This is a genomic window from Pseudomonas benzenivorans, from assembly GCF_033547155.1.
GTDB lineage: Bacteria > Pseudomonadota > Gammaproteobacteria > Pseudomonadales > Pseudomonadaceae > Aquipseudomonas > Aquipseudomonas benzenivorans_B.
Window position 1 is genome coordinate 338,969 of the sequence record NZ_CP137892.1, and the last position, 26,736, is coordinate 365,704.

At 67.0% G+C, this 26,736-nt stretch carries 27 protein-coding genes and 2 tRNA genes; 8 read left to right on the plus strand and 21 right to left on the minus strand.

Annotation, left to right across the window (positions count from 1 at the left end; translation table 11 throughout):
- Nucleotides 1-102 precede the first annotated feature (102 nt).
- From dctM to SBP02_RS01720, 21 genes are all read right to left on the minus strand, one after another.
- On the minus strand, nt 103-1,386 hold the full coding sequence (dctM, locus tag SBP02_RS01620; protein WP_318644678.1) for a C4-dicarboxylate TRAP transporter large permease protein DctM: 1,284 nt from the start codon (nt 1,384-1,386) through the stop codon (nt 103-105).
- Nucleotides 1,383-2,030: a TRAP transporter small permease gene (locus SBP02_RS01625; RefSeq protein ID WP_318644679.1), complete on the minus strand. Its 648-nt coding sequence runs from the start codon at nt 2,028-2,030 to the stop codon at nt 1,383-1,385. The genes dctM and SBP02_RS01625 overlap by 4 nt, the downstream gene beginning before the upstream one ends.
- 125 nt (nt 2,031-2,155) lie before the next feature.
- Nucleotides 2,156-3,145, minus strand: coding sequence for a C4-dicarboxylate TRAP substrate-binding protein DctP (gene dctP / locus SBP02_RS01630; protein WP_318644680.1), 990 nt, complete (start codon nt 3,143-3,145; stop codon nt 2,156-2,158).
- A gap of 271 nt (nt 3,146-3,416) precedes the next feature.
- Entirely contained in the window at nt 3,417-4,811 is a 1,395-nt protein-coding gene (locus SBP02_RS01635) for a sigma-54-dependent transcriptional regulator (protein ID WP_318644681.1), read from the minus strand.
- Entirely contained in the window at nt 4,808-6,619 is a 1,812-nt protein-coding gene (locus tag SBP02_RS01640; RefSeq protein ID WP_318644682.1) for a sensor histidine kinase, read from the minus strand. The genes SBP02_RS01635 and SBP02_RS01640 overlap by 4 nt, the downstream gene beginning before the upstream one ends.
- A gap of 190 nt (nt 6,620-6,809) precedes the next feature.
- A complete protein-coding gene (gene rfbD, locus SBP02_RS01645; protein WP_318644683.1) occupies nt 6,810-7,682 on the minus strand; it encodes a dTDP-4-dehydrorhamnose reductase in 873 nt (290 codons plus the stop codon).
- Nucleotides 7,679-8,224, minus strand: coding sequence for a dTDP-4-dehydrorhamnose 3,5-epimerase (gene rfbC / locus SBP02_RS01650; protein WP_318644684.1), 546 nt, complete (start codon nt 8,222-8,224; stop codon nt 7,679-7,681). Before rfbC ends, rfbD begins: the two co-directional genes overlap by 4 nt.
- Nucleotides 8,221-9,093 (minus strand): glucose-1-phosphate thymidylyltransferase RfbA, encoded by an 873-nt coding sequence (gene rfbA / locus SBP02_RS01655; protein WP_318644685.1) that lies wholly within the window; start codon nt 9,091-9,093, stop codon nt 8,221-8,223. Before rfbA ends, rfbC begins: the two co-directional genes overlap by 4 nt.
- Before the next feature lie 12 nt (nt 9,094-9,105).
- Nucleotides 9,106-10,161, minus strand: a complete 1,056-nt coding sequence (rfbB, locus tag SBP02_RS01660) for a dTDP-glucose 4,6-dehydratase (protein ID WP_318644686.1) — start codon at nt 10,159-10,161, stop codon at nt 9,106-9,108.
- Nucleotides 10,162-10,335: 174 nt separating this feature from the next.
- Nucleotides 10,336-10,411 (minus strand) — tRNA-Thr (locus SBP02_RS01665).
- Between the two features lie 282 nt (nt 10,412-10,693).
- Nucleotides 10,694-11,911: a methyltransferase gene (locus SBP02_RS01670; protein WP_318644687.1), complete on the minus strand. Its 1,218-nt coding sequence runs from the start codon at nt 11,909-11,911 to the stop codon at nt 10,694-10,696.
- A 21-nt stretch (nt 11,912-11,932) separates the two neighbouring features.
- Complete coding sequence (locus SBP02_RS01675) at nt 11,933-12,622, minus strand: ABC transporter permease (RefSeq protein ID WP_318644688.1); 690 nt, start codon at nt 12,620-12,622, stop codon at nt 11,933-11,935.
- Nucleotides 12,619-13,314, minus strand: a complete 696-nt coding sequence (locus SBP02_RS01680) for an ABC transporter permease (protein ID WP_318644689.1) — start codon at nt 13,312-13,314, stop codon at nt 12,619-12,621. Before SBP02_RS01680 ends, SBP02_RS01675 begins: the two co-directional genes overlap by 4 nt.
- 50 nt (nt 13,315-13,364) lie before the next feature.
- Nucleotides 13,365-14,117: an ABC transporter substrate-binding protein gene (locus SBP02_RS01685; protein ID WP_318644690.1), complete on the minus strand. Its 753-nt coding sequence runs from the start codon at nt 14,115-14,117 to the stop codon at nt 13,365-13,367.
- A 16-nt stretch (nt 14,118-14,133) separates the two neighbouring features.
- Nucleotides 14,134-14,907 (minus strand): ABC transporter ATP-binding protein, encoded by a 774-nt coding sequence (locus SBP02_RS01690; protein WP_318644691.1) that lies wholly within the window; start codon nt 14,905-14,907, stop codon nt 14,134-14,136.
- Nucleotides 14,908-15,432: 525 nt separating this feature from the next.
- Nucleotides 15,433-15,508 (minus strand) — tRNA-Phe (locus SBP02_RS01695).
- Nucleotides 15,509-15,599: 91 nt separating this feature from the next.
- Nucleotides 15,600-15,872 (minus strand): oxidative damage protection protein, encoded by a 273-nt coding sequence (locus tag SBP02_RS01700; RefSeq protein WP_318644692.1) that lies wholly within the window; start codon nt 15,870-15,872, stop codon nt 15,600-15,602.
- Complete coding sequence (gene mutY, locus SBP02_RS01705; protein ID WP_318644693.1) at nt 15,869-16,948, minus strand: A/G-specific adenine glycosylase; 1,080 nt, start codon at nt 16,946-16,948, stop codon at nt 15,869-15,871. The genes SBP02_RS01700 and mutY overlap by 4 nt, the downstream gene beginning before the upstream one ends.
- Nucleotides 16,945-19,173 carry an AsmA family protein gene (locus SBP02_RS01710; RefSeq protein ID WP_318644694.1) on the minus strand — a complete coding sequence of 743 codons (2,229 nt, stop codon included), beginning with the start codon at nt 19,171-19,173 and terminating at the stop codon, nt 16,945-16,947. The genes mutY and SBP02_RS01710 overlap by 4 nt, the downstream gene beginning before the upstream one ends.
- A gap of 60 nt (nt 19,174-19,233) precedes the next feature.
- Complete coding sequence (locus tag SBP02_RS01715) at nt 19,234-20,340, minus strand: NAD(P)/FAD-dependent oxidoreductase (RefSeq protein ID WP_318644695.1); 1,107 nt, start codon at nt 20,338-20,340, stop codon at nt 19,234-19,236.
- A 36-nt stretch (nt 20,341-20,376) separates the two neighbouring features.
- The gene (locus tag SBP02_RS01720) at nt 20,377-20,775 is read right to left on the minus strand and encodes an acetyl-CoA sensor PanZ family protein (RefSeq protein ID WP_318644696.1); all 399 of its coding nucleotides are present in this window, start codon (nt 20,773-20,775) and stop codon (nt 20,377-20,379) included.
- A gap of 145 nt (nt 20,776-20,920) precedes the next feature.
- Here SBP02_RS01720 and hisB point away from each other — a divergent pair, with 145 nt between their 5' ends.
- From hisB to SBP02_RS01760, 8 genes are all read left to right on the plus strand, one after another.
- Nucleotides 20,921-21,514: an imidazoleglycerol-phosphate dehydratase HisB gene (hisB, locus tag SBP02_RS01725; RefSeq protein ID WP_318644697.1), complete on the plus strand. Its 594-nt coding sequence runs from the start codon at nt 20,921-20,923 to the stop codon at nt 21,512-21,514.
- The gene (gene hisH, locus SBP02_RS01730; protein WP_318644698.1) at nt 21,515-22,153 is read left to right on the plus strand and encodes an imidazole glycerol phosphate synthase subunit HisH; all 639 of its coding nucleotides are present in this window, start codon (nt 21,515-21,517) and stop codon (nt 22,151-22,153) included.
- Nucleotides 22,154-22,414, plus strand: a complete 261-nt coding sequence (locus SBP02_RS01735; protein WP_318644699.1) for a DUF2164 domain-containing protein — start codon at nt 22,154-22,156, stop codon at nt 22,412-22,414.
- A 39-nt stretch (nt 22,415-22,453) separates the two neighbouring features.
- Nucleotides 22,454-23,191, plus strand: coding sequence for a 1-(5-phosphoribosyl)-5-[(5-phosphoribosylamino)methylideneamino]imidazole-4-carboxamide isomerase (gene hisA / locus SBP02_RS01740; protein WP_318644700.1), 738 nt, complete (start codon nt 22,454-22,456; stop codon nt 23,189-23,191).
- 116 nt (nt 23,192-23,307) lie between these two features.
- On the plus strand, nt 23,308-24,078 hold the full coding sequence (gene hisF, locus SBP02_RS01745) for an imidazole glycerol phosphate synthase subunit HisF (protein WP_318644701.1): 771 nt from the start codon (nt 23,308-23,310) through the stop codon (nt 24,076-24,078).
- Between the two features lie 162 nt (nt 24,079-24,240).
- Nucleotides 24,241-24,975 carry a substrate-binding periplasmic protein gene (locus SBP02_RS01750; RefSeq protein ID WP_318644702.1) on the plus strand — a complete coding sequence of 245 codons (735 nt, stop codon included), beginning with the start codon at nt 24,241-24,243 and terminating at the stop codon, nt 24,973-24,975.
- Nucleotides 24,976-25,118: 143 nt separating this feature from the next.
- Nucleotides 25,119-25,835 carry a substrate-binding periplasmic protein gene (locus SBP02_RS01755; RefSeq protein WP_369960392.1) on the plus strand — a complete coding sequence of 239 codons (717 nt, stop codon included), beginning with the start codon at nt 25,119-25,121 and terminating at the stop codon, nt 25,833-25,835.
- A gap of 130 nt (nt 25,836-25,965) precedes the next feature.
- Entirely contained in the window at nt 25,966-26,721 is a 756-nt protein-coding gene (locus SBP02_RS01760) for a substrate-binding periplasmic protein (protein WP_318644704.1), read from the plus strand.
- The last annotated feature ends 15 nt before the right edge of the window (nt 26,722-26,736 follow it).

The window sequence follows — 26,736 nt, forward strand, 5'->3', positions numbered from 1 at the left end:
CGCCGGCGGCCGATCAACGGCGCAGGCGCTGCCCGTCTGCGGGGCGAAAAAAGCCCGGCACAGGGCCGGGCGAGGAGTGCAGGCGAGGAGTGCGTCCTGCGTTTAACTCATGCCCAGCCAGTTCGGCAGGGCCATGGAGACCGCCGGGATGTAGGTGATCACCAGCAGGAAGCTCAGCAGCAGCATCAGCCATGGCCAGGCGGCGCGGATCACCGAGGTCAGCGGCATGCCGGTCACCGCCGAGGTGACGAACAGGTTCAGGCCCACCGGCGGGGTGATCAGGCCGATCTCCATGTTCACCACCATGATGATGCCCAGGTGGATGGGGTCGATGCCCAGCTGCACGGCGATCGGGAAGAGGATGGGGGCGAGGATCAGGATGATCGCCGAGGGCTCCATGAAGGCGCCGGCCACCAGCAGCACGATGTTCACCACCAGGAGGAACTGCCAGGGCTGCAGGCCCATCTCGATCACCCAGGCGGTAATGGTCTGGGGAATCTGCTCGGTGGTCAGCACGTGGGCGAAGAGCATGGCGTTGGCGATGATGAACATCAGCATGATCGACAGCTTGCCGGACTCCAGCAGCACCTTGGGGCACTCGCGGATGGTCATGTCCTTGTACACGAACAAGGCGACGAAGCCGGCGTAGACCGCCGCCACCGCGGCCGCCTCGGTGGGGGTGAACATGCCCGAGTAGATGCCGCCGAGTATGATCACCATCAGCAGCAGGCCCCAGATCGCCTTGCGCCCGGTGGCGAGCAGCTCGCGCAGGCTGGCGCGCGGCATGGCCGGCAGGTTCATCTTGCGCGCGACGATGTAGATCGCCGCCATCAGCGCCAGGCCGAGCAGCAGCCCGGGCACCACCCCGGCCATGAACAGCTTGCCCACCGACTGCTCGGTGGCCGCGGCGTACACCACCATGACGATCGACGGCGGGATGAGGATGCCCAGGGTGCCGGCGTTGCAGACGATGCCGGCGCCGAAGGCCTGGGGGTAGCCGGAGCGGACCATGCCGGCGATGGCGATGGAGCCGACCGCGGCCACGGTGGCCGGCGAGGAGCCGGACAGCGCGGCGAACAGCATGCAGGCCAGCACCGCCGAGATCGCCAGGCCGCCACGGATATGGCCGACGCAGGCGTTGGCGAAGTCGATCAGGCGCTTGGCCACGCCGCCGGTGGTCATGAAGGCGCCGGACAGCAGGAAGAAGGGGATGGCCAGCAGGGTGTAGTGCTCGGACGTCTCGAACAGCTTGATCGCCAGCGAGCGCACCGAGTCCGGGCTGAACAGCATGATGGTCATGGAGCCGGCCAGGCCCAGGGACACGGCGATCGGCACGCCGATGAACATCAGCAGGAACAGCAGGGCGAAGAGGAACAGGATGGTCATGGCTGGGAATCCTTCTTCGTGGTGTCGTCGTGCTCGGTCAGTTTCATCGCCTCGGCGGCCTCGTCGGCCAGGCCCAGGCCGGTCTGCTGGTTACGCAGGATGCGCACGAAGATTTCCAGGAAACGGACGAACACCATGGCGTAGCCGAAGGGCACGATGAGGTTGATGTGCCACTGTTGCACGCCGAAATGGCCGAGGTCTTCGGCGCCGATACCGGCGGTCAGCAGGGTGTGCACCCAGTCGAAACTGGCCACGCTGATCAGCCCGGCATAGCCGAGGCAGCACAGGCAGGCGATCAGGCCGATGATGCGCTGGGTGGACTTCTTGGTCAGCTTGACCAGGGCATCCACGCCGATGTGCCCGGCGGTGCGTACGCCATAGGCCAGGCCGAAGAAGATCAGCCAGGCGAACAGGGCCTTGGTCAGGGCGATGCTCCAGGTCATGGCCTGGGCCATCTCGATCACGCTGTCCCCGATGGCGAAAAACAAGTCGCTGGCCGCCGGCCAGGCGTCGCCGATGCTGTAGAACAGCGTATAGAGGTTGTTGAGGATCACATAGACGAAGGTCACTAGCGTCATGGTGCCCAGGAGGAAGGCGATGAAGGCTTCCTCGAAGTGGTCCCAGACGCGCCGAATGGCGTTCATCGATAACATCTCCAGGGTGAGGCAAGGGGGCAGGCCCGGCAGGCGTGCCCTGCCGCAGGTGTTCGGCAGCGGGGGCTGGTCGCCACCGCTGCCGCTGGGTCGGGCCGCCGGGCGGCCGGCCCGTCTTACTGGTTGGCGGCCTGGGCGGCCTTGATCAGGTCGGCGCCGATTTCCGCTTCGAACTTGCTCCACACCGGCTTCATGGCGTCGCGCCATTGGCCGCGCTGCTCGGCGGTCAGCTGGATGATCTCGGTGGTGCCGGCGTCGAGGATGCGCTGCTTGTCGCCCTGGTTCAGCGCGTCGGCCTGCTTGTTCACCTCGACGGTGACCTCGGCGACGATCTTCTCCAGTTCGCCGCGCACATCGGCCGGCAGGCCATCCCAGAACTGAGTGTTGGTGATCAGCATGTAGTCCAGCAAGCCATGGTTGGACTCGGTGATGTACTTCTGCACCTCATGCATCTTCTGGCTGTAGATGTTCGAGTAGGGGTTCTCGGCACCGTTGACCACGCCGGTCTGCAGGCCCTGGTAGACCTCGGCGAAGCTCATCTTGCGCGGGTTGGCGCGCACGGCCTTGAACTGCTCCTCGAGCACGGCGGAGGCCTGTACGCGGAACTTCAGGCCGCGGGCGTCCTTCGGCTCACGCAGCGGCTTGTTGGCCGACAGCTGCTTGAGACCGTTGTGCCAGTAGCCCAGGCCGGTGATGTTCTTGCTTTCCATGGATGTCAGCAGCTTCTGGCCCTCGGCGCTCTGCTGGAAGCGATCGACCGCGGCCATGTCGTCGAACAGGAAGGGCAGGTCGAACACCTGCAGCTGCTTGGTGTACTGCTCGAACTTGGCCAGGGACGGGGCGATCATCTGCACGTCGCCGAGCAGCAGCGCCTCCATTTCCTTGCCGTCACCGAACAGCGAGGAGTTCGGGTAGACCTCGACCCGGACCTTGTCGCCCAGACGCTCTTCGGCCAGCTGCTTGAACATCAGCGCGCCCTGGCCCTTGGGGGTGTTCTCGGCGACTACGTGGGAAAACTTGATGACGATAGGGTCGGCCGCCTGGGCCAGGCCGGCGATGGTCAGGGACAGGGCGCAAGCCAGCGCCTTGGCAGTGAACTTGAACATACGGGTGCTTCCTCTTGTTGTGTTTATCGCGATGAGCGCCGCAGCGCCGGAAACGGGCGAACAAGGGCAAGTCTAGGCGGTCCGTCGGAAAGCGACGGACCCTGGCAGCGATGGCCTGGACTTGTACTCGTGGGGTCGCCTGCAGGGACTAGAGCAACCGTCATGCCAGATCGCCGAGGTGCCTCGGATTAAGCCTCGAGAGGGCCGGACAGAGGCTTCTGGAAGGCGGCCCGGGGATGCCTGGAAGAAGGATATGGCGGAAACCCGCCACTCACTCGTGATCCTCTGGCGAGCTTCCGCCGGCATCGGCGAAGTTCAGGCCGTGCTTGCGCAACTTGTCGTGCAGGGTCTTGCGCGGTATCCCGAGAGCCTCGGCCAGGCTGCGCAGCGAGCCGTGGGGGCGGCTCAGCTCGGCGCTGATCAGGGCGCGCTCGAAGGCCTCCACCTGCTCGCTCAGGTTGCCCCCCGAGGGCATCGCGCCGGCCGGATCGGACAGCTGGAGTTCCAGCTCCAGGCCCAGGTCCAGGCCCAGGGCGAAGCGTTCGGCGGTGTTCTGCAGCTCGCGCACGTTGCCCGGCCAGGGGTGGCGCAGCAGCAGCGCGCGCTGGCAGGCCTGCAGCTCGCGGGGCGGCAGGCCGTGGCGCTTGCCGGCGGCCTCGGTGAAGTGCTGGAACAGCAGCAGGATGTCGTCGCCGCGCTCGCGCAGCGGCGGGATGCGCAATGGCGCGACGTTCAACCGGTAGTAGAGGTCGGCGCGGAAGCGGCCCTGGTCGGCGGCCTGGCGCAGGTCTTCCTTGGTCGCGGCGATCACCCGGATGTCCAGGGGGATCAGCTGGTTGCCGCCCAGGCGCTCGACCGCCCGTTCCTGCAGCAGGCGCAACAGCTTGACCTGCACCTCCAGGCTCATGCTCTCGATCTCGTCGAGGAACAGGGTGCCGCCGTTGGCGAATTCGAACTTGCCGATGCGGCGCTTCTGCGCCCCGGTGAAGGCGCCCGGTTCGTGGCCGAACAGTTCGCTTTCCACCACCGACTCGGCCAGGGCGCCGGCGTTGATCGCCACGAAGGGCCCGCCGCGGCGGCTGGACAGGTCGTGCAGGGCGCGCGCTACCACCTCCTTGCCGGCGCCGGTTTCGCCGAGGATCAGCACATCGGTGCCGATATTGGCCAGGGCGCCGATCTGCTCGCGCAGACGCTGGATGGCCGGCGACTGGCCGATCAGGCGGGCCGACAGCTCGTGGCGGTCGCTCAGGGCCAGGCGCAGGCTGCGGTTGTCCAGCACCAGGCGGCGCAGGGCCAGGGCGCGGCGTACGCTGTCGAGCAGCTCGTCGCTGGCGAAGGGTTTCTCCAGGAAGTCGTAGGCGCCGGCGCGCATCGCCTGCACCGCCAGGGGCACGTCGCCGTGGCCGGTGATCAGCAGCACCGGCAGCTCGGGGTCCTGCTGGTGCAGTTGTTCGAGCAGCTGCATGCCGTCGATTCCCGGCATGCGGATGTCGCTGACCACCACGCCCGGCCAGTCGCGCTCGATGCGGGCGGCGACGCCGCGGGCGTCGGCCAGGGTGGCGACCTTGAGGCCGGCCAGATCCAGGGTCTGGCTCAGGGCCTGGCGCAGGTGCGGGTCGTCGTCGATCAGCAGGACCTGGGTGCGGGCGTCGAGGGGTAGGGTCATAGGGCAAAGTCCTCAGGCGGCTGAATGTTCACGCCGTGCTCGGCGGTGCGCAAGCGCAGGGTCAACAGGGCGCCGCCGGCCGGGTGGTTGGCCAGCAGCAGCTCGCCGCCCAGGGCGCGCATCAGGGTCTCGCAGATCGCCAGACCCAGGCCCAGGCCCTGGGCGCTGGTCTTGGTGGTGAAGAAGGGCTCGCGGGCGCGTTGCAGGGCCTCGGCGGAGAAGCCGGGACCGTTGTCGCGCAGCTGCAGCTCGACGTGCGCGCCCGCGTGCTGGGCGCTGAGCCAGATGCGCCGCGGCGGCGCCTTCTCGCCCAGGGCGTCGAGGGCATTGGCCAGCAGGTTGCCGAGCACCTGGCGCAGGCGGGTCTCGCCGGCCTGCACCCACAGGGTGGCGTCGGGCAGGTCGCGGATCAGTTCGACCTGCATGGCCTGGCGGCGCTTGGCCAGCAGCGCCAGGGCGTCGTCGATGGCCGGCTGCAGGGCGACGCTCTCGGGGGCGTGGCGGTCGCGACGGGCGAAGGCGCGCAGGTGGGCGATGATCGAGGCCATGCGCTCGGTCAGCTCGCTGATCTGCCGCAGGTTGCCGCGGGCGTCCTCGCTGCGCTGGTGATCGAGCAGCACGCCGGCGTTGTCGGCGTAGCTGCGGATCGCCGCCAGCGGCTGGTTGAGTTCGTGGCTGATGCTCGCGCTCATGGTGCCGAGGGCGGACAACTTGCCGGCCTGGACCAGTTCGTCCTGGGCCCGCACCAGCTCCTGCTGGGCCTGTTCGCGCTCCAGCACTTCCTGCTTCAGGCGGCTGTTGAGCAGCTCCAGGTCCTGGGTGCGTTCCAGTACCCGCTGCTCCAGCTGCTGGCGCGCCCGGGCATCCAGGGCGATGCGTTCGAGGTAGTGGCGGCGGCGCTGCATCAGCAGGCCGAGCAGCAGGATCAGTACCAGCAGCGCGGCGCCGCCGATGGTGACGGCCGCGCGTACCGGGCGGTCGAGCAGGCTGCGCGGGGTAAGGATATTGGCCGTCCAGCCGATGTCTTCCAGGTGCCGGCCCTGGCGGAGCCAGGCCGCGTCATCGAGCTGCAGCGGTGGCGGCGACTGGATGCGGTAGGGCTGGGTGTCGGCGATGACCGCCCGCTCGGCGTTGTCCAGCTCGCGGGTGGCGTGGAAGCGCCAGTCGGCCTGGGAGGTGAGGATCACCACGCCATAGCTGTCGGTCACCAGCAGCTGTTCGGGGCGGTCGCCCCAGAGGGTCTCGGTGTGGTCCAGGTCGACCTTGACCACTAGCACGCCGAGGATGCGGCGGCCCTCGCGCACCGGCGCGGCGAAGAAATAACCGCGCTTGCGCGAGGTGGTGCCGAGGCCGAAGAAGCGCCCGTGGCGGCCCTCCATGGCCTCGCGGAAGTAGGGACGATAGGAAAAATTACGCTCGACGAAGCTGTCGTGGCGATCCCAGTTGGAGGCGGCCAGGGTCTGGCCGTCGGGCGCCATCAGGTAGATCACGTCGGCGCCGGTCTGTTGTTGCAGGCCGCCGAGCAGGCGATTGGCCTGGTCGCGCAGGCGCGCATCGTCGCGCTCTTGCAGCAGCTGGCGCAGGGTGGGCAGCTTGCTGAGGATCGGCGGCAGCACCTCGTAGCGGCGCAGGGTGCCCAGCAGGTTGGCGACGTAGAGGTCGAGGGTCTGGCCGCTCTGGGCGTTCAGGGCGTCGCGGTAGTAACGCTCGGCCAGCTGCTGCAGGGGCCAGAGCAGGGGGGCCAGGAGCAAGGCCAGCAGGGCCAGGCTGCGCCAGCGCGGGCGGTGGAGGGCGGCGGTCGGTGGCATGTGGGTGTGGGGCTCGCTCTGGGACGCGCGGATCGGACTTAGGGTGGCCGGATGCCCGGCGTTGAGCAAGCAGCAATATCCGGACCATGATCGCTCCAGCCGCGGGCGCCGAGCGGGGCCGGGTGGACCGGCGCTGCGGCGCTGCGGCCCGCTTCAGCCGCTCGCCGAACCGCGGCCACGGCTACGCGCCTCAGGGGCGCGGGCTGTCCAGGCACTCGCGCAGCGCCGCCTGCCAGTCCGGCAGGGCCACGCCCCAGTCACGCTGCAGGCGCGTGCAGTCCAGGCGCGAGTTGAGCGGGCGCTGTGCCGGGGTCGGGTAGGCGCTGCTGGGGATGGCCTGCAGCCGGGCCAGGCTCCTGCCCTCGGCACGCAGCTGCTCGGCGATGGCGCTGGCGAAGCCGAACCAGGAGGTCTCGCCCCGGGCGCTCAGGTGGTAGAGGCCCCAGGGGCCTGCCTGCCCGCCTTGCCAATGCTGGATCAGTTGCGCAGTAGCGGTGGCGATGCTGCCGGCCCAGGTCGGGGTGCCGATCTGGTCGGCCACCACCTTGAGTTCGTCGCGTTCCTGCAGCAGGCGCTGCATGGTCAGCAGGAAGTTGCGCCCGTGCCGCGAGTACACCCAGCTGGTGCGCAGGATCAGATGTGGGCCGCCGATCGCCTGGATCGCCCGCTCGCCGGCCAGCTTGCTCCGGCCGTAAACGCCTAGCGGGTTGGGCGTATCGTCCTCGCAGTAAGGCGCCGGCTTGCGGCCGTCGAACACGTAGTCGGTGGAGTAGTGGATCAGCGGTACGCCCAGGGCAACAGCCTCCTCGGCCAGCACCCCGGGCGCGGTGGCGTTGATCGCGAAGGCCAGTTCGGGCTCGCTTTCGGCCTGGTCGACCGCGGTGTGGGCGGCGGCGTTAATGATCAGCTCGGGGCGCAATTCGCGGACCTGCTGGCGGATCTGCTCGGGGTGGGCCAGGTCGAGCCGGGCGCTGCCACGCACGATCAGTTCCCCCTGTCCGGCCAGGCTCAGTTGCAGTTCGCGGCCGACCTGGCCGTGCTCGCCGAGCAGCAAGATCCTCATGGGAACAGCTCCGCGTCGACCAGGGTGAGGCCGGCCTGGTCCTTGGCCGACAGCTGCGGCGCCTGGGTCAGCGGCCAGTCGATGGCCAGGGTAGTGTCGTCCCAGCGGATGCAGCGTTCATGGGTGGGGGCGTAGTAGTCGGTGGTCTTGTAGAGGAACTCGGCGAACTCGCTGAGCACCAGGAAACCGTGGGCGAAGCCCTCCGGCACCCAGAGCTGGCGTTTGTTCTCCGCGGACAGCTGCACGCCGACCCAGCGGCCGAAGGTCGGCGAGGCGCGGCGGATATCCACGGCCACGTCGTAGACCTCGCCGGCGGTCACCCGTACCAGCTTGCCCTGGGCCTGCTGCACTTGGTAGTGCAAGCCGCGCAGCACGCCGCGCTGCGAGCGGGAGTGATTGTCCTGGACGAACTCGGGATTCAGGCCGGTGGCCTCGGCGAAGGCGCGGGCATTGAAGCTTTCGTAGAAGAAGCCGCGCTCGTCGCCGAACACCTTGGGTTCGAGGATCAGTACGCCGGGAAGCTCCGTCTGAATGACCTTCATGCGTGCTCCTCCGCCAGCTTGAACAGGTATTGGCCGTAGCCGGTCTTGCCGAAGGCCTGGGCCTGGCTGAGCAGTTGCTCGCGGTCGATCCAGTCATGGTGGAAGGCGATCTCCTCCAGGCAGGCGACCTTCAGGCCTTGGCGATGTTCTATGGTCTGCACGTACTGAGAGGCTTCCAGCAGGCTGTCGTGGGTGCCGGTGTCGAGCCAGGCGAAGCCGCGGCCGAAGCGCTCGACGCGCAGGTCGCCGCGCGCCAGATAGGCGTTGTTGACGTCGGTGATCTCCAGTTCGCCGCGGGGCGAGGGTTTCACCGCCTTGGCGATCTGCACCACGTCGTTGTCGTAGAAGTACAGGCCGGTAACCGCATAGCTGGACTTCGGCTTGGCCGGTTTCTCCTCGATGGACAGAGCCTGGCCTTGGGCGTCGAACTCCACCACACCGAAGCGTTCTGGGTCGCTGACCCAGTAGCCGAACACCGTGGCGCCATCGGCTTGGCTGGCCGCGCGCTGCAGCTGCTCGCCGAAGTGCTGGCCGTGGAAGATGTTGTCGCCCAGGATCAGGCACACCGAGTCGTCGCCGATGAAGGATTCGCCGATCAGAAACGCCTGGGCCAAGCCATCCGGCGACGGCTGTACGGCGTAGCTGAAGCGCACGCCGAACTGGCTGCCGTCGCCGAGCATCTTCTCGAACTGGGGCAGGTCGTGGGGGGTGGAGATGATCAGGATGTCGCGAATGCCGGCGAGCATCAGCACCGAGATCGGGTAGTAGATCATCGGCTTGTCGTAGATCGGCAGCAACTGCTTGGACACGCCTAGGGTGATGGGGTGCAGGCGGGTGCCGGAGCCGCCTGCGAGGATGATGCCTTTCATGGATGCTGTTCCTTACAGGGCGCCGAGGCGCTCGCGTTGATAGCTGCCGTCCTGCACGCGGCGGCACCAGTCGAGGTTGTCCAGATACCAGCGCACGGTCTTGCGCAGGCCGCTGGCGAAGGTCTCCTCGGGCTTCCAGCCCAGTTCGCGCTCGATCTTGCTGGCGTCTATGGCGTAGCGCTGGTCGTGCCCGGGGCGGTCGGCAACGAAGCTGATCAGCTCGCGGTAGGAGCCGCCTGGCCGGCGCGGCGTCAGTTCGTCCAGCAGGGCGCAGATGCTTTCCACCACGTGCAGGTTCTGCTGCTCATTGTGCCCGCCGATATTGTAGGTCTCGCCGACCCGGCCCTCGCTCACCACCTTGAGCAGGGCTCGGGCGTGGTCCTCGACGTACAGCCAGTCGCGCACCTGCTGGCCGTTACCGTACACCGGCAGCGGCTTGCCATCCAGGGCGTTGAGGATCACCAGCGGGATCAGTTTCTCCGGAAAGTGATAGGGGCCGTAGTTGTTCGAGCAGTTGGTGAGCAGCACCGGCAAGCCGTAGGTGCGGTGCCAGGCCCGTACCAGGTGGTCGGAGGCTGCCTTGCTCGCCGAATAGGGGGAGCTGGGGGCGTAGGGCGTGGTTTCGCTGAACAGATCGTCGACCCCGTGCAGGTCGCCGTAGACCTCGTCGGTGGAGATGTGGTGGAAGCGAAACGCCTGTTTGCGCGCGGCCGGCAACGCCGACCAGTAGGCGCGGGTGGCCTCCAGTAGGCTGTAGGTGCCGACTATGTTGGTTTGGATGAACGCGGCCGGGCCATCGATGGAGCGATCGACGTGGGACTCGGCGGCCAGGTGCATGATGGCCTCGGGCTGGAACTCGGCCAGGGCCTGGGCGACCTTGGGCTGATCGCCGATATCCGCCTGGAGGAACTGGTAGCGCGGATTGTCCGCGACGCCGGCCAGTGACTCGAGGTTGCCGGCGTAGGTCAGCTTGTCCAAGTTGAGCAGCTGATGCTCGGTTTCGTTCAACAGGTGGCGGATCAGTGCCGAGCCGATAAAGCCGGCGCCGCCGGTGACCAGAATTCGCATGGAGAGAGTGGCCTCATGGTTCAGGCTACGAGTGTGCAGCCTAGCTTGTTGGCTGAGCGCGGAGGCTGCAAGCATCGCATGACGCAGAGTGACGATGGTCGAGCAAAGGCTCCGGCCAATTTTTCAGCGGCAGAAACAACAAAGGCCCGCATCGCTGCGAGCCTTTGATTTAGATGGTGCCGGCACCAGGAGTCGAACCCGGGACCTACTGATTACAAGTCAGTTGCTCTACCAGCTGAGCTATACCGGCACGGAAGGGCCGCCATTATATCCATTAGTTTGCCCGAGTAAAGCCATAGCGGCACAGCTTCGGCTATCAGGAGCCGAATCCTTATGCACAACTGGCAGATCGTCAGCGTGAGTTGCGATGGGAATTGTGATGCTCGTCACGGATGTTCGTAAGACCATGTTTTTATTGGATTTTAAATCATGATCAAAAAAACGGCAGTCGCTGGTAGGTCTTTTAGATAGGGGCATGCAGCCGCTTGCTCAGAATCTATCAACAAAGTTATCCACAGAATGTGTGGGCAACTCAGGGGTGTTCCGCGAGCAGCAGCAGGTTGCGTGGGCTGAGCTGGCGCGGGCAGAAGCGGCCCAGGCGCACCGCGAAGCCCTGTTCCTGCAGGTAGAGGGCGCGGTCGAGCAGCAGCCAGAGTTCCAGGGGGCGACGGAACAGGGCGCGCAGCAGCTCCAGGTTGCGCACCTCGGCCAGGCGCCGCCAGCCTTGCGCTTCCAGGCGGGGCCAGTCGGTGGCCGCGTCCGGCGCGGGCAGCCCCTTGAGCGCGGCCAGGTCCTGGCAATAGCGGGCCAGGCTCTTGTCCAGCCAGGCCGGCGGCAGGGAAGGGGTCGGCAGATAGTCATCGATGCCGCGCAGCTGCCGCTGCAGCAGGTCGAAGGCCAGGCGGCGGGCCATGGACAGGTCGCGCTGGCGGCGTACCCGGGCGCTGGCGGTGACGGTTTCCCTGAGGGGCAGGGCCAGGTCTTGCTGCGACAGCTGCAGTGTCGAGGCCTGGGCCGCGGCGGACAGCGACTGGTAGCTGTCGGTGGCGATGCGGTTGTAGCAGCAGGGCGCAATGGCCAGCTGACGGCAGCCGGCGCGAGTGGCCAGTTGCATCAGGCGCACATGCAGGTCGCCGCAGGCGTGCAGGGCGACAGGGGTGTGCCGTGGGGCAAGTCGTTCCAGGGCGTCGGCGGCCAGTACGTCCTGTTGCAGGTGCTGGGCGGTCAGCCCGAGGCGCTGGCTTAGCCTGAGGCCTTCCTCGACCAACTGCGGGTCGTGCTCCAGGCAGGTCAGGGCCGTCCCCTCATGGGCCAGCAGGCGGCCCAGGTGACCCTTGCCGGCGCACCAGTCGAGCCAGTGCTGCGGCGCATGGCGGAACTGCAGGCTGGCGGCGAATGCCTGAATCTGCTGCCACTTGCGCCCGGGCACATCCAGGGCCAAGCGCGCCGGAGGCGTGGGCCGTGGGTGTTGTGGCAGCTCGCCGATGCGGCTCAGGACGTCGCATCTCCGGGCCACCTCGGGCCAGGGCGGCGGTGCCGGCAGCAGGTGTGGCTGGTGATGGTCGGCTTCGGCCTGCTCCAGGCTGCGGCTGCGCAGCCAGCGGGCCAGCTCGGGATGGGCGCTCTCCCAGGGCAGGTGGTGCTGGGTGAAGGGCAGGGGGCGCCAGAGGCCCTGGTATTCGCTCAGCAGCCGATCCAGCGCCCGGAAACGCTGGAGCAGGGCGGCGCCGCTAAGGGGCTGGTCGTCCATCTTCTAGTGCAGGCGGGTGGATCAGCGGCCCTGACAGGCATCGACCCGCAGCCACTGTTCCAGCAGTTTGAAGGCGCGCACCAGAACGAAGGCGATGCCCAGGTAGAACAGGCCGGCGGCGAAGAAGATCTCCACCGGCAGATAGGTGCGGGCGATGATGGTGCGCGCCATGCCGGTCAGCTCCAGCAGGGTCACGGTGCTGGCCAGGGCGCTGGCCTTGAGCATCAGGATCACCTCGTTGCTGTAGGCCGGCAGGCCGATGCGCGCCGCCCGCGGCAGGACGATGTAGAGCATGGTCTGCCAGCGTGCCATGCCCAGGGCCCGCGCCGCCTCGACCTCGCCCGAGGGCACGGCCTGGATGGCGCCCCGCAGGATCTCGGCGATATAGGCGGCGGTGTGCATCGTCATGGTGATGATGGCGCACCAGTAGGCGTCGCGCAGGTAGGGCCACAGCGGCCCCTCGCGCACCGCATCGAATTGCGCCAGGCCGTAGTAGACCAGGAACAGCTGCACCAGCAGCGGCGTGCCACGGAAGAAGAAGATGTAGCCGTAGGGCAGGGCGCGCACATACCAGTGCTTGGAGGCGCGGGCGATGCCCATGGGGATCGCCAGGATCAGTCCGGCGATCACCGCGATGGCCACCAGCTCCAGGGTCAGCATGGCGCCTTCGGCCAGGCGCGGTAGCCACTTGATGATGACTTCCCAGTTCATGCGCTGCTCCTGACAAAACCACGGCTGGCACGTTTCTCGAGGAAATGCAGGCCAATCATGGCGAGTATGGTCAGGCCGAGGTAGATCAGCGCGGCGACCATGAAGAAGGTGAAGGGCTCCTTGCTGGCGGTCACCGCGATCTGCGCGCGGCGCATGATCTCCTCCAGGCCGATCACCGAGACCAGGGCGGTGTCCTTCATCAGGATCATGAACAGGTTGCCCAGGCCCGGCAGGGCGATGCGCCACATCTGCGGCAGGATCAGCCGCCAGAGTATCCGCGTCTTGGACAGGCCCAAGGCCTGGCCGGCCTCGCGGTGGCCCTTGGGAATGGCCAGGATGGCGCCGCGAAACACCTCGGTGGCATAGGCACCGAAGCACAGGCCGAGGGCGATGGTGCCGGCGGCGAAGGGCGACAGTTCCAGGCTGGCCACGCCGAGCAGGTCGGCCAGCTCGCGCATCAGGTTGACCGTGCCGAAGTAGATCAGCAGCACCCAGAGCAACTCGGGCACGCCGCGCACCAGGGTCGAATAGCTGCCGCCGAGCCATTGCAGCGGCTTGTACGGCGAAGTCTTGGCCAGGGCGCCGAGCAGCCCGAGCACCAGACCCAGGCTCAGCGCCGACAGCGCCAGCTTGATGGTCATCAGGGTGCCGGCGAGCAGGGCCGGGCCGAATCCGTAGAGGTCTAGGGTCATGGAGGCTCAGGTGCCTGCGCCGCCGGGCACGGCGACGCAGGACAGGCTGCTCAGTAAATGCTGAACGGGAAGTACTTGTCGTTGATCTGCTTGTAGGTGCCGTCGGCGACAATCTCCTTCAGCGCGGCGTTGAGCTTCTCGCGCAGCGGGTCGCCCTTGCGCACGGCGATGCCGATCTTGTCGTTGTCGAACACCGGGTCACCCTTGAATTCGAAGCCCTTGCCGGCATCGCTCTTGAGCCATTCCCAGTTGACGAAGGTGTCGGCCAGCACGCCGTCGAGACGGCCCGAGGACAGGTCGAGGTAGGCGTTTTCCTGGGTGTCGTACAGCTTGATGTCGACCACGTCATTGAGGTTGTCTTCCAGCCAGGTGCCGGCGATGGTGGCACGCTGGGCACCGATCACCTTGCCTTTCAGGCTGGCCTTGTCGGTCTTGAAGTCGCTGCCTTTCGGCGCGATGAACTGCAGCTTGTTGGTGTAGTAGGGCTCGGTGAAGTCGACCGCCTGCTGGCGCTCCTCGGTGATCGACATGGAGGCCACCAGGAAGTCGAACTTCTTGGCGTTCAGGGCCGGGATGATGCCGTCCCAGTCGGAGGTGACCACTTCGCATTCAGCCTGCATCTTGGCGCACAGGGCCTGGGCGATCTCCACGTCGAAACCGACCACCTGGCCGCTGGCGTCGATCAGGTTGAAGGGCGGGTAGGCACCCTCGGTGCCGATCTTCAGCTTGTCGGCGGCCACCGCGCTGGTGCCGAAGGCCAGGGTGGCGGCCGCGGCCAGCAGGATCTTCTTATACTTCTGCATGCGATGTAGCTCCATTTTAGTGATTGCTGGACATGAACTGTTTGCAGCGCGCCGAGCTCGGGTTGTCGAACACCTGCTCCGGCGGGCCCTGTTCCTCAACCAGGCCCTGATGGAGGAACACCACCTCGCTGGACACCTGGCGGGCGAAACCCATCTCATGGGTTACCAGCAGCATAGTCCGGCCTTCCTCGGCCAGCGCGCGGATCACATTAAGCACTTCTTGCACCATCTCCGGGTCGAGGGCCGAGGTCGGCTCGTCGAACAGGATCACCTTGGGTTCCATGCACAGGGTACGGGCGATGGCCGCGCGCTGCTGCTGGCCGCCGGACAACTGGTTGGGGTAGACGTAGCGCTTGTCGGCGATGCCGACCTTGGCCAGCAGCGCCTCGGCTCGCTCGATCGCCTCGGCCTTGCTCAGGCCCAGCACCCGGCGCGGCGCCTCGATGATGTTGTCGAGCACGCTCATGTGCGGCCACAGGTTGAAATTCTGGAAGACGAAGCCCAGCTCGCTGCGCAGCCGGTTGATCTGCTTGCTGTCGGCGGCGACCAGTTCGCCGTGCTTGCCGGGCTTGAGCTTGAGTTCCTCGCCGGCCACCAGGATCTGGCCCTGGTTGGGGTTCTCCAGCAGATTGATGCAACGCAGGAAGGTGGACTTGCCGGAGCCGGAGGAACCGAGGATGGAGATGACGTCGCCGTCCTGGGCCGTGAGGGAGATGCCCTTGAGCACCTCGAGGTCGCCATAGCGTTTGTGCAGATCGCGGATTTCCAGCGCGGGCGTGGCCTCGGCCATGGGGGGTCCTCTTCGTGTTCGAATGCGCTCCGGGCTGTGGATCGGCCTTCCTGGCGTGGCGCCACGCTAGCATAGCGTTTCGCTGACCGCCAAGCCGTTTACTGGGCGGCCGCGGCCCATTCGGTCATAGGTGTCGCCTGGTCGCAGTTGTCTGTCGCGCAGGTGCAATAAAGGCCGTTGCGACAGCCGCATCGCCCCTGGTATCCGGCCGCTGGCCGTACCGCCGAAGCCAGCGCCCGCCCTCGCGCTCGCTGGTCTAGAAGCTGAGCCGATAGCCCGGGGTGAAGGTGCGGCCGCGGCTCTTGGCTGTCTTGATGGCGGAATCGGTCAGGGGCGTGGCTTTGCGCGGCATGGGCGCACCTCCGTAGGGGCATGAAAGATGACCGAACCGGAGATGTCCCCAAAGATGCCCCTGACTATTTGGGGTGGTGGGGAGGGTAGAGAATCACAGGCAACAAAAAACCCGCACTAGGCGGGTTTTTTGTGGGCTTTCGGGTGGTTTTGGCACCACTCGAAAAGTATGAGTGGTGCCCAGGGACGGAATCGAACCGCCGACACGGGGATTTTCAATCCCCTGCTCTACCGACTGAGCTACCTGGGCAACGGGGCGCTATTAGACGGTTTTGGCTTATGCCTGTCAAGCGCGAGATCAAAAAAATATTTAACTATTTCGGGTGTTTACGTTCGGGCGCCTATTCGCTGGGCGGCACATAGCCTTCGGCCTGGGCGTATTCCTCGCCGGAGAGGAACTTGTCCATCTCTTCCTGGAGGAACTTGCGGTCCTCGGCGTTCATCATGTTCAGGCGGCGTTCGTTGATCAGCAGGGTCTGGTGCTTCTGCCATTCGTCCCAGGCTTGCTTGGAGACGTTGTTGTAGATGTCTTCGCCCTTGGCGCCCGGGTAGGGCGGGCGGTCCAGGCCGGGCAGTTCTTGCTTGTGTTTGCGGCACATCACGGTGCGGGTCATGGCTGCTCTCCAGTAAGGGGGTCGGCATTGAGTTGGTCGGCCGCGCGCTTCAGTAGTTTTTTCACCGGGGCGGCGAGGCCCAGGCGCGGCGGGGTGGCGAGGTTATACCAGAGCCAGTCGGCCTCGGCCACGGCGTGGGAGGCGCTCTCGGCACGGATCAGCCAGGGCTCTATGGCCAGTTGGAAGTGGCTGAAGGTATGCGTCAGGCCCGCCAGTTCCTGGCGTGCGCCGAGGCGCAGGGCGTGGCGCTCGGCCAGGGCCGCGAGCCCTTGCAGGTCGTCCAGTTCCGGCAGGCTCCACAGGCCGCCCCACAGGCCGCTGGAGGGGCGGCGGTAGAGCAGGATTTCGCCGGCGCCGTTGGTCAGCAGTGGCATCAGGGTGCGCTTCTGCGGCAGGGCCTTGCGTGGCTTGGGCATCGGGTAGCGGATCTCCAGGCCGAGCAGGTGGGCCTGGCAGCCGCTGCGCAGCGGGCACAGCAGGCAGCTCGGTTTGCTGCGGGTGCAGAGGGTGGCGCCCAGGTCCATCATCGCCTGGGTGTAATGGTTGACCCGTTCGTGGGGCGTCAGGCGCTCGGCCACTTGCCACAGCTGCTTGGCCACCTTGGGCTCGCCCGGGTAGCCCTCCTGGGCCACGTAGCGTGCGAGCACGCGCTTGACGTTGCCGTCGAGGATCGGCGCGCGCAGGCCCATGCTCAGGCTGGCGATGGCGCCGGCGGTGGAGCGGCCGATGCCGGGCAGGGCGGTGAGGGCTTCGACGTCCTGGGGAAACTCGCCACCGTGCTCGGCCATGATGAGGCGCGCGGTCTTCTGTAGATTGCGCGCGCGGGTGTAGTAGCCCAGGCCCGTCCACAGGTGCAGCACTTCGTCCTCGGTCGCCTCGGCCAGCTCCTTGACCGTTGGCAGCGCGGCCATGAAGCGGTCGAAGTAGCCGAGCACGCTGCCGACCTGGGTCTGCTGCAGCATGATCTCCGAGACCCACACGCGGTAGGGCGTGATGCCCTGTTGCCAGGGCAGGTCCTTGCGCCCGTGGCGGTCGTACCAGGCGAGTACCGCCGCGGAGAACTGCTCGGGGCTCATCGGTTGAACAGGCCCTTGAGGGCGTCCTTGAGTTCCGGGCTGACCTTGTCGCCGAGCTTCTCTTCCAGCTTCTCGCTGAGCTTGTTGCCCGCCAGCTTGGCGGCGATCTTGCCCAGGCCGTCCTGGTCCAGGCGACAGGCCTTGGCGCCGAGCTCCAGGGGACCGCGGCAGCGCAATGGCCAGGCGATGCCGACGTAGCGCTCGTTGACCTGGCAGGCCGGGTCGGGCATGGCGCGCTGGTCGCCCTCGATGGTGACGCCGACGCGGTAATCGAGGCCGAGCACGCGCAGGTCGAGGTCGCCGTCACCCTTGGCGCTGAGGCCGGGGATGCGTGCCTTGAGGTCGTTGTTGCTGGCCACGCCATTGCGCAGGCTCAGGCTGCCCTGCAGGGTCTCGAAGGGCGTGTCCTGGCCGCTCGGCGGATTGCTCGGCACCTTGCGGTTGAGGGTGGCGATGCCGCGGCACAGTTGGTGCTCGAGGTTGGCGTCGACCAGTACGCCGTCCTTCAAGGCGAAGTTGGCCGTGCCGTTGAGGCCGTCGATCCAGGCCTTCTCGCTGTTGCCGCTGGTGTTGAGGTCGGCCTGCAGGTCGAGCAGGCCCTTGAGCGGCGCGGCTTGCTCATCGCTCTTGAGGAAGGGCTCGACGGGGATGCGCTTGAGGCGTTGCTGCAGGCTGAGCAGCGGAATGGCCGGGCGCACGTCGATGCGGCCCTTGGCGTCGAAGCTGCCGCCGCCGAGCTTGCCGCGCAGCTCCTCCAGGGTCAGCAGGCCGGTCTTGCTCTTGGCCTTGAGGTTCAGCGCCTCGATGGTCTGCTTGTCGAAGGTCAGCTGCTCGAGTTTCAGGGCCAGTTGCAGGTCTAGCTTGCGCAGCTGGTCGACCGGCAGCAGCGGGCTGGAGCTCCAGGCCTGCTGGGTCGGCGCCTCGGGCAGCGGGCTGTTACCGTTGCTGCCGGCGCGGGCGACGGCTTCCTTGACCTCGGCCTGGCGCGCGGCGTCGGCGCCCTTGGCGTCCTTGGCTGGCGGCAGGTAGCGGTCGAGGTCCAGGTGGTCGCCCTCGAGCTGTGCGCGCAGGGCCTGCTTGGCGAAGTCGCTGATGGCCAGCTGGCCGTTGAAGCGGCTGTCGTCGAGCTTCAGTTGCAGGTCTTCCAGGGTCAGGCTGTTCGGCGTGCCGCTCAGGCGGGTGACCAGCTCGAACTCGCCGAGGGCCTTGGCATCGCTCATCGCCGGCAGCGCTTGGCCGATGCCGGTGAGGAAGTCGCGCAGGTTGACGGGGGCGATGGACAGGCCGCCGGACAGTTTCGCCGCCTTGTCCAGGTCGCGCACCTTGAGTTCGCCGAGGGCGCGCAGCTGGTTGGCGGAAAGCTTCAGGCCGTTCCACTCGGCGACCTGGGCGGCCAGGTCGAGCAGCAGCTCGCCCTGGATCGCGTAGGTCAGGGTCTGGCCGTCGAGGGGCTCGCCGGATGCCTCGCCGGACAGGCGCGCACCTTCCAGCTGGTAGCGCTGGAGCGCACGGTCGAAGCGCAGCCGGCCCTGCAGTTCGCTGCGGGCGCGCAGCAGGGGTTTGCTGGTGCCGAAGAAGGCGCTGAGCTTGACCGGGATGCTGGCGCCCTCGCGGATGGCGCCGGTGGTCAGCTGGATGCTTTCGGCGCTGAGCTGCTGGCCGCTGCGCGCGTCGTGGTAGTCGATGCGCGCGTTGTTGACGATCAGGCTGTCGATATCCAGCTTGATCGGCTGGTTGCCTTCGGCTGGCTGGCTCGCGGTCTCACCGCTCGCCGCGTCGCCGGCGGCCCTGGCCGGTGCGGGCGTGTTGTCGGCGGAAGGCGCCGGGCGGCCGATGTCTTCCCAGTTGCCGTGGCCCTTCGCGTCGCGCTGCAGGTTGAGGTTGAGGCCGTCGATGCGGATGTCGCTCATCTGCACCTCCTTGCGCAGCAGCGGCAGCACCCGTACCGACAGGCCCAGCAGGCGCAGGTCGGCGAAGGGCTGCTGCGGGGTGCTGGCGCTGGCCAGGGTGGCATCGGTCAGCTCCAGGCCGAGCCAGGGGAACAGGCTCCAGCCGATGTCGCCCTTGAGGGTCAGTTCCAGATTGGCCTTGTCGCGGGCCAGCTGGCGGATCTCGTCCTTGTAGTCGTTGGGGTCGAACAGGTGGGTCAGGGCGAAGCCCAGGGCCACGATGATCAGCAGCAGTCCGAGGAAAAACAGACCCAGGATCTTGCCGAGCGCTTTCATGGACGAATCCTTGTTGTGAATGGCTGGGAGGAAGAGCGCAACAGTATAACGCCGGGTGGCTCAAAGGGCCTGCGCCACGCGCTCGGCGATGGCCAGGCTGGCGGTCAGTCCCGGCGACTCGATGCCGAACAGGTTGACCAGGCCCGCCAGGCGGTGCTCGCTCGGGCCTTGGATGACGAAGTCGGCGGGCGGTTCCCCGGGGCCGCAGAGTTTCGGCCGCACGCCGCTGTAACCGGGCGTCAGGCGGCTGCAGTCGAGCCCCGGGAAGTAACGGCGGATCGCCGCGGCGAAGGGCGCGCGCAGCTGTTCGTCGACCCGGTAGTCGAGCCGCTCGAGGTAGCGGATGTCCGGGCCGAAGCGCAGCTGGCCGGCCGTATCCAGGGTGGCATGGATACCCAGGCCGGCGGTATTGGCCTCCGGCAGCGGATAGATCAGGTGGCGGAACGGCGAGCGGCCGCTGTAGCCGAAGTAGCGGCCCTGGCACAGGTGCAGGGGCGGGACCTGCGCAGGAGGCAGGCCGGCGGTGCGGTGCGCCAGCTGCTGGGCGAACAGTCCGCCGGCGTTGACCACCCGCTGGGCCTTGATCTGGAACGGCTCGCCGGCGCTGACACCGCTGGCGAGCCAGCCGTCGGGGCCCGGGTCGAGCCGCTCGACCCGGGTGTCGAGGACCAGTTGGGCGCCGCGCTGTTCGCCGGCCGCCAGCAGCGACTGCAGGTAGGCATGGCTGTCGATGATCCCGGTGCTCGGCGACAGCAGCGCCGCCATTCCGTGCACGGCTGGCTCCAGTCTCAGCAGCTGGCTGCGGCTCAGGGCTCTCAGGTCGTGCACGCCGCAGGCCTCGGCATTGGCGGCGAGGGCGTCGAGCTGGTCGCGCTCGCTGTCGCCGACCGCCACCAGCAGCTTGCCGAGGCGCCGGTGGCCGACCCGGTGCGTGGCGCACCAGGCGTACAGGCGCTCGCGGCCCTCCAGGCACAGCTCGGCCTTCAGCGAGCCGGGTGGGTAGTAGAGGCCGGCGTGAATCACCTCGGAGTTGCGGCTGGAGGTGTGGCTGCCGATGAGCCGTTCCGCCTCGACTATCAGGGTGCTCTGGTCCGCTTGGGCCAGGCGCGCGGCGCAGGCCAGGCCGAGGACGCCGGCGCCGATGATCAGGGTGTCGATACTGTCCATGGCGTGCTGGGTGCTCGGCTGGGGCGGCGGTTCGGGCTACAGCTGGATCAGCGGCAGGTGCTGGCTGGCGGCCAGGGCCTGGACGTCCAGATGGCCGGCAGGGGCGGCCAAGCGCAGGGGCATGCCTTCGGCCATGGCCCGGGCCCTGGCCGTATCGAGCAGGCGCTGGCCGACGCCGCGGCGCCGGGTGATGGCGCGCACGCACAGGTGCGACAGGCGCCAGTGGTCGGCATGCCGCTGCAGCAGCGCGGCGCCGAGCAGGCGGTCGTTGAAGCGGCCGGCCAGCAGGGTGCCGGCGGCCAGGCCGGTCTGGATCAGGGCGTCTGCGTCGCCGTAGGGGGCGAGCAGCCAGGGCGGCGCGTCGGCATAGATCTTCGCCAGGTCGAGGCGATCCTGGGCGGACGGGGTGCTGAGGGTTTCGGCTATCACGGGCATGGGCTGGGTTCCTCCGGTGGTGCAGTGTAAGGCGATTCGCGTCGGGGCTCGACAGCCCGGCCTTCCGATTAGCGCCGGTAGCCGCCCGGGGCTTGGGGCGCCTATAATGACGGCCTTTTTCCGCGAGCAATTTTTGGAGCTGGTGATGGCCGAACGTACGGCATTCGTCGAGCGCAACACCCTGGAGACCCAGATCAAGGTCTCGATCAACCTGGACGGCACTGGCAAGGCGCGTTTCGACATCGGCGTGCCCTTCCTCGAGCACATGCTCGACCAGATCGCCCGTCACGGCCTGATCGACCTGGATATCGAGTGCAAGGGCGATCTGCATATCGACGACCACCACACCGTCGAGGACGTCGGCATCACCCTCGGTCAGGCCTTCACCCAGGCCATCGGCGACAAGAAGGGCATGACCCGCTACGGCCATTCCTATGTGCCGCTGGACGAGGCGCTGTCGCGCGTGGTGATCGACTTCTCCGGTCGCCCCGGCCTGCAGATGCACGTGCCCTTCACCCGCGCCACGGTCGGCGGCTTCGACGTCGACCTGTTCCAGGAGTTCTTCCAGGGCTTCGTCAACCATGCCCTGGTCAGCCTGCATATCGACAACCTGCGCGGGCACAACACCCACCACCAGATCGAGACGGTGTTCAAGGCCTTCGGCCGCGCCCTGCGCATGGCCGTGGAGTTGGACCCGCGCATGGCCGGGCAGATGCCCTCGACCAAGGGCGTGCTCTAGATGCAGACGGTCGCTGTTATCGATTACGGCATGGGCAACCTGCACTCGGTGGCCAAGGCGCTGGAGCACGTCGGCGCCGGCCGGGTGCTGGTGACCAGCGACGCCCAGGTGATCCGCGAGGCCGATCGGGTGGTGTTCCCCGGGGTCGGCGCGATCCGCGACTGCATGGCCGAGATTCGCCGCCTGGGCTTCGATGAGCTGGTGCGCGAGGTCAGCCAGGACCGCCCCTTCCTCGGCATCTGCGTCGGCATGCAGGCGCTGCTCGAGCGCAGCGAGGAGAACGACGGCGTCGACTGCATCGGCCTGTTCCCCGGCCAGGTGCGCTTCTTCGGCAAGGGCCTGGTCGAAGATGGCGAGCCGCTCAAGGTCCCCCACATGGGCTGGAACGAGGTGAGTCAGGCGGTCAAGCATCCGCTGTGGCACGAGATTCCCGAGGGCGCGCGCTTCTACTTCGTGCACAGCTACTACGTCGAGGCGGGCAAGGCCCAGCAGGTGGTCGGCCGCGGCCACTACGGCCAGGACTTCGCCGCCGCCCTGGCCGACGGTTCGCGCTTCGCCGTGCAGTTCCACCCGGAGAAGAGCCACACCCATGGCCTGCAGTTGCTGCAGAATTTCGCCGCCTGGGACGGGCGCTGGTAGATGGGCCGCGGCAAGGACAGGACGCCGCTGCTGCGCCTGGAGGCGGAGCAGGAGCAGGCCGCCGTGGGGCTGCTCAAGCGCTTCCTGGACGAGCGCTTCGAACTCGCGCTGGGCAGTTTCGAGGTGCAGGAGCTGCTCGACCTGTTTACCCGCGAGGTTGCCCCGCACTACTACAACAAGGCGATTTTCGATGTGCAGGCGCACCTGAAGGACAGGTTCGAGAGCATCGAAAGCGACCTCTGGGCGCTCGAGAAGAGCTGACCCCTCACCGAATTCCCTAGACTCGAACAGGTTTCCCCGATGCTGATTATCCCCGCTATCGATCTCAAGGACGGCGCCTGCGTGCGTCTGCGCCAGGGCCGCATGGAAGATTCCACGGTATTTTCCGACGACCCGGTGAGCATGGCCGCCAAGTGGGTGGACGGTGGTTGCCGCCGCCTGCACCTGGTCGACCTCAATGGCGCCTTCGAGGGCCAGCCGGTCAACGGCGAGGTGGTCACCGCCATCGCCCAGCGCTATCCGCAGCTGCCGATCCAGATCGGCGGCGGCATCCGCAGCCTGGAAACCATCGAGCACTACGTCAGGGCCGGGGTCAGCTACGTGATCATCGGCACCAAGGCGGTCAAGCAGCCGGAGTTCGTCGCCGAGGCCTGCAAGGCCTTCCCCGGCAAGGTCATAGTCGGCCTGGACGCCAAGGACGGCTTCGTCGCCACCGACGGCTGGGCCGAGGTCAGCAGCGTGCAGGCGGTGGATCTGGCCAGGCGCTTCGAGGCCGCCGGCGTCGCCGCCATCGTCTACACCGACATCGCCAAGGACGGCATGATGCAGGGCTGCAACGTCGAGGCCACCGCGGCCCTGGCGGCGGCCAGCAAGATCCCGGTGATCGCCTCCGGCGGCATCCACAACCTGGGCGATATCGAGAAGCTGCTGCTGGCCCGTTCGCCGGGGATCATCGGTGCCATCACCGGCCGGGCGATCTACGAAGGCACCCTGGACGTGGCCGAGGCCCAGGCCTACTGCGACAGCTACAAGGGCTGATCTGGGCGTAGGGTGGGTTAGCCGCGCAGCGGCGTAACCCACCGGTGTGCGTCGAACTCCAACCCGCATTGGCGGGTTATGGCCTGCGGCCTAACCCACCCGACGAGAGCATCACTATGGCATTGGCTAAACGCATCATCCCCTGCCTCGACGTGGACAACGGCCGCGTGGTCAAGGGCGTCAAGTTCGAGAACATCCGCGACGCCGGCGACCCGGTGGAGATCGCCCGCCGCTACGACGAGCAGGGTGCCGACGAGATCACCTTCCTCGACATCACCGCCAGCGTCGATGGCCGCGACACCACCCTGCACACGGTCGAGCGCATGGCCAGTCAGGTGTTCATCCCGCTGACGGTCGGCGGCGGCGTGCGCAGCGTGCAGGACATCCGCAACCTGCTCAACGCCGGCGCCGACAAGGTCTCGATCAACACCGCGGCGGTGTTCACCCCCGAATTCGTCGGCGAGGCGGCTTCGCGTTTCGGCTCCCAGTGCATCGTCGTGGCCATCGACGCCAAGCGCGTCTCGGCGCCGGGCGAGCCGGGGCGCTGGGAGATCTTCACCCACGGCGGGCGCAAGCCCACCGGCCTGGACGCCGTCCTGTGGGCGAAGAAGATGGAAGACCTCGGCGCCGGCGAGATCCTGCTCACCAGCATGGATCAGGACGGCGTGAAGAGCGGTTACGACCTGGGCGTGACCCGCGCCATCAGCGAGGCGGTGGGTATCCCGGTGATCGCCTCCGGCGGCGTCGGCAATCTCGAGCACCTGGCCGCCGGCATCCTCGAAGGCAAGGCCGATGCGGTGCTGGCCGCGAGCATCTTCCACTTCGGCGAGTACACCGTGCCGGAGGCCAAGGCCTACCTGGCCAGCCGCGGCATCGTGGTGCGCTGATCCGCACTCGGGGCTCGCGGCGGGACGCCAGTGCGGGGGAGTCGACAGACTCGTCTGGCGCATATCGTTAAAATTCCAGCGTCCGCGCATCGGCCGTTCTGGCTGTCGGGCTGGCCAGGCCAGCCCCGGTGCCCCCATCTGTTATCTCGACACGGAGTCCCCATGCCCGTCCTACGGCTATTCGCTGCTGCCCTGCTGTTGTGTGAAGTCGGCCTGGCCCATGCCCAGAACCTGGTCCTGCTCACCGAGAACCTCGCGCCCTTCAACCACTCGGTGAATGGGCGCAACTTCGCCAAGGATGCGGGCATCACCGGCATCAGTTCCGACACCCTGCGGGCCGTCTGCGCGCGCGCCGGGGTCGAGTGTCAGCAGATCCTGCGCTTCCCCTGGGCGCGGGTCTATCAGCAGGCCCTCAACGAGCCCGGCTACGGCCTGTTTTCCGCCGCTCGCACGCCGGCGCGGGAGAAGCAGTTCAAATGGGTGGGCCCGATTGCCAGCAACGATTGGGTGCTGATGGCCAAGGCCGACAGCCCTATCCAGTTGGCCAGCCTGCAGGAGGCCGCGCGCTATCGCATCGGCGGCTATCAGGGCGATGCCATCAGCCAGTCCTTGATCGACCGGGGCCTGCCGGTGCAGCTGGCGCTGCGCGACAACAAGAACCTGGAGAAGCTGGGCAAGGGGCAGATCGATCTGTGGGTCACCGCCGACCCCAGTGGCCGTTACCTGGCCAAGCAGGAGGGCGTCGAGGACTTGCGCGTGGTGCAGCGCTTCCATACGGCCGAGTTGTACCTGGCGCTCAACCTGGCCACCCCAGACGAGTTGGTGCAGCGTCTGCAGGAGGCCCTGGATGCCCTGCGTGCCGAGGGTGAGCTGAGCCGGATAGTGGAACGCTACTAGCCCGGTGCGCCGTCGCGCCAGGTTTTTGCTGTTGGTGCTGGGCTAAGGCCGGTGTGCTGAGTATGCTGGGCTGCCTGCGCACTTATAACAATGAGGGAACATCCATGTTCAAGCAGTTATGGCTGGCCTGCACCGGCACCCTGATGTTGATGGCGAGCGCGGCTCATGCCGAGGTCGATCCGGATTACCGCATGGTGCTGCTGACGGAGAATTTCCCGCCTTACAACATGGCGATCAACGGCAAGAATTTCGCCCAGGAAGACAATCTCGACGGCATCGCCGTGGACATCGTGCGTGAGATGTTCAAGCGTGCCGGCATCCAGTACAACCTGACCCTGCGCTTTCCCTGGGACCGCATCTACAAGCTGGCGCTGGAGAAGCCGGGCTACGGCGTATTCGTCACCGCGCGCCTGCCGGAGCGCGAGGCGTTGTTCAAGTGGGTCGGTCCGATCGGCCCGGACGACTGGGTGCTGCTGGCCAGGGGCGACAGCGCGATCAGCCTGAGCAGCCTGGAACAGGCCAAGCAGTACAAGGTCGGCGCCTACAAGGGCGACGCCATCGCCCAGCACTTGGAGGAGCAGGGGCTGCAGCCGATCACCGCGCTGCGTGATCAGATGAATGCCGAGAAGCTCATGGAGGGGAAGATCGACCTCTGGGCCACCGGCGATCCGGCCGGCCGCTACCTGGCCAAGCAAGAGGGTATTTCCGGCTTGAAGACGGTCCTGCGTTTCGACAGCGCCGAGCTGTACCTGGCCCTCAACAAGGAGGTGCCGGACGAAGTGGTGCAGAAGCTGCAGGGCGAGTTGGACAAGATGCGCGCCGAAGGATTCGTCGACGATATCCTCAACAGCTACCTGTAAGACCCGTGTGCCGGCCACAAGCCGGCGCACCACCAAGGACGGTCGACGCCAAGCGTCATATGTCGCCGGGGCTTCGCCCAAGCAGGGCAGCCGCTAGCCATAATCACAAATCAAGCAAGCGGGGAGACTTATGTTGAAATCCATGAAAATCGGCCTGCTGTTCGGCCTCATCCTCAGTGCCTGCACGGCCCAGGCCGAGCTGCCCTACGGCTACAAGGTGGTGCTGCTGACCGAGAACTTCCCGCCGTTCAACATGGCGGTGGACGACAAGAACTTCGCCCGCGACGATGCCATCGACGGCATCAGTGCGGAGATCGTCCGCGCCATGTTCAAGCGCGCCGGCATCGACTACAGCCTGTCTCTGCGCTTTCCCTGGGATCGCCTCTATCGCCTGACTCTGGACAAGCCCAACTACGGGCTGTTCTCCACCACCTTCACCCCCGAGCGCCAGCCGTTGTTCAAGTGGGTCGGGCCCATCGCCAAGAGCGGCTGGGTGCTGCTCGCCGCCCCGGGCAACAACCTCAGCGTCGACAGCCTGAAAGAGGCGGGGCAGTACAAGATCGGCGCCTACAAGAACGATGCGGTCAGCCAGCACCTGGAGAGCCAGGGCCTGCAGCCGATCAATGCGCTGCGCGACCAGCAGAACGTGCAGAAGCTGCTCAAGGGGCAGATCGATCTGTGGGCCACCACCGACCCGGTGGGGCGTTACCTGGCCAAGCAGGAGGGGGTCAGCGGCCTGACCACCGTGCTGCGCTTCAACGACGCCGAGCTGTACCTGGCGCTGAACAAGGAGACCCCGGATGAGGTGGTGCAGCGCCTGCAGAAGGCCCTCGACGAGCTGCGCAGCGAAGGCTTCGTCGACGAGATGACCAACAGCTACCTGTAACCGTCGCTGCAACGA

Excerpts from the sequence above, each read along its gene's own strand:
- mutY (WP_318644693.1), bottom strand. The coding sequence starts at position 16,948 with ATGAGCCCCGAGCAGTTCTCCGCGGCGGTACTCGCCTGGTACGACCGC.
- hisH (WP_318644698.1), top strand. The coding sequence starts at position 21,515 with ATGCAGACGGTCGCTGTTATCGATTACGGCATGGGCAACCTGCACTCG.
- dctM (WP_318644678.1), bottom strand. The coding sequence starts at position 1,386 with ATGACCATCCTGTTCCTCTTCGCCCTGCTGTTCCTGCTGATGTTCATC.
- SBP02_RS01735 (WP_318644699.1), top strand. The coding sequence starts at position 22,154 with ATGGGCCGCGGCAAGGACAGGACGCCGCTGCTGCGCCTGGAGGCGGAG.
- SBP02_RS01685 (WP_318644690.1), bottom strand. The coding sequence starts at position 14,117 with ATGCAGAAGTATAAGAAGATCCTGCTGGCCGCGGCCGCCACCCTGGCC.
- rfbB (WP_318644686.1), bottom strand. The coding sequence starts at position 10,161 with ATGCGAATTCTGGTCACCGGCGGCGCCGGCTTTATCGGCTCGGCACTG.
- SBP02_RS01755 (WP_369960392.1), top strand. The coding sequence starts at position 25,119 with ATGTTGATGGCGAGCGCGGCTCATGCCGAGGTCGATCCGGATTACCGC.
- SBP02_RS01710 (WP_318644694.1), bottom strand. The coding sequence starts at position 19,173 with ATGAAAGCGCTCGGCAAGATCCTGGGTCTGTTTTTCCTCGGACTGCTG.
- hisA (WP_318644700.1), top strand. The coding sequence starts at position 22,454 with ATGCTGATTATCCCCGCTATCGATCTCAAGGACGGCGCCTGCGTGCGT.
- rfbC (WP_318644684.1), bottom strand. The coding sequence starts at position 8,224 with ATGAAGGTCATTCAGACGGAGCTTCCCGGCGTACTGATCCTCGAACCC.
- SBP02_RS01720 (WP_318644696.1), bottom strand. The coding sequence starts at position 20,775 with ATGCCCGTGATAGCCGAAACCCTCAGCACCCCGTCCGCCCAGGATCGC.
- SBP02_RS01680 (WP_318644689.1), bottom strand. The coding sequence starts at position 13,314 with ATGACCCTAGACCTCTACGGATTCGGCCCGGCCCTGCTCGCCGGCACC.
- SBP02_RS01670 (WP_318644687.1), bottom strand. The coding sequence starts at position 11,911 with ATGGACGACCAGCCCCTTAGCGGCGCCGCCCTGCTCCAGCGTTTCCGG.
- SBP02_RS01635 (WP_318644681.1), bottom strand. The coding sequence starts at position 4,811 with ATGACCCTACCCCTCGACGCCCGCACCCAGGTCCTGCTGATCGACGAC.
- SBP02_RS01690 (WP_318644691.1), bottom strand. The coding sequence starts at position 14,907 with ATGGCCGAGGCCACGCCCGCGCTGGAAATCCGCGATCTGCACAAACGC.
- SBP02_RS01625 (WP_318644679.1), bottom strand. The coding sequence starts at position 2,030 with ATGAACGCCATTCGGCGCGTCTGGGACCACTTCGAGGAAGCCTTCATC.
- SBP02_RS01760 (WP_318644704.1), top strand. The coding sequence starts at position 25,966 with ATGTTGAAATCCATGAAAATCGGCCTGCTGTTCGGCCTCATCCTCAGT.
- SBP02_RS01715 (WP_318644695.1), bottom strand. The coding sequence starts at position 20,340 with ATGGACAGTATCGACACCCTGATCATCGGCGCCGGCGTCCTCGGCCTG.
- SBP02_RS01675 (WP_318644688.1), bottom strand. The coding sequence starts at position 12,622 with ATGAACTGGGAAGTCATCATCAAGTGGCTACCGCGCCTGGCCGAAGGC.
- hisB (WP_318644697.1), top strand. The coding sequence starts at position 20,921 with ATGGCCGAACGTACGGCATTCGTCGAGCGCAACACCCTGGAGACCCAG.
- rfbA (WP_318644685.1), bottom strand. The coding sequence starts at position 9,093 with ATGAAAGGCATCATCCTCGCAGGCGGCTCCGGCACCCGCCTGCACCCC.
- SBP02_RS01640 (WP_318644682.1), bottom strand. The coding sequence starts at position 6,619 with ATGCCACCGACCGCCGCCCTCCACCGCCCGCGCTGGCGCAGCCTGGCC.
- SBP02_RS01750 (WP_318644702.1), top strand. The coding sequence starts at position 24,241 with ATGCCCGTCCTACGGCTATTCGCTGCTGCCCTGCTGTTGTGTGAAGTC.
- hisF (WP_318644701.1), top strand. The coding sequence starts at position 23,308 with ATGGCATTGGCTAAACGCATCATCCCCTGCCTCGACGTGGACAACGGC.
- rfbD (WP_318644683.1), bottom strand. The coding sequence starts at position 7,682 with ATGAGGATCTTGCTGCTCGGCGAGCACGGCCAGGTCGGCCGCGAACTG.
- dctP (WP_318644680.1), bottom strand. The coding sequence starts at position 3,145 with ATGTTCAAGTTCACTGCCAAGGCGCTGGCTTGCGCCCTGTCCCTGACC.
- SBP02_RS01700 (WP_318644692.1), bottom strand. The coding sequence starts at position 15,872 with ATGACCCGCACCGTGATGTGCCGCAAACACAAGCAAGAACTGCCCGGC.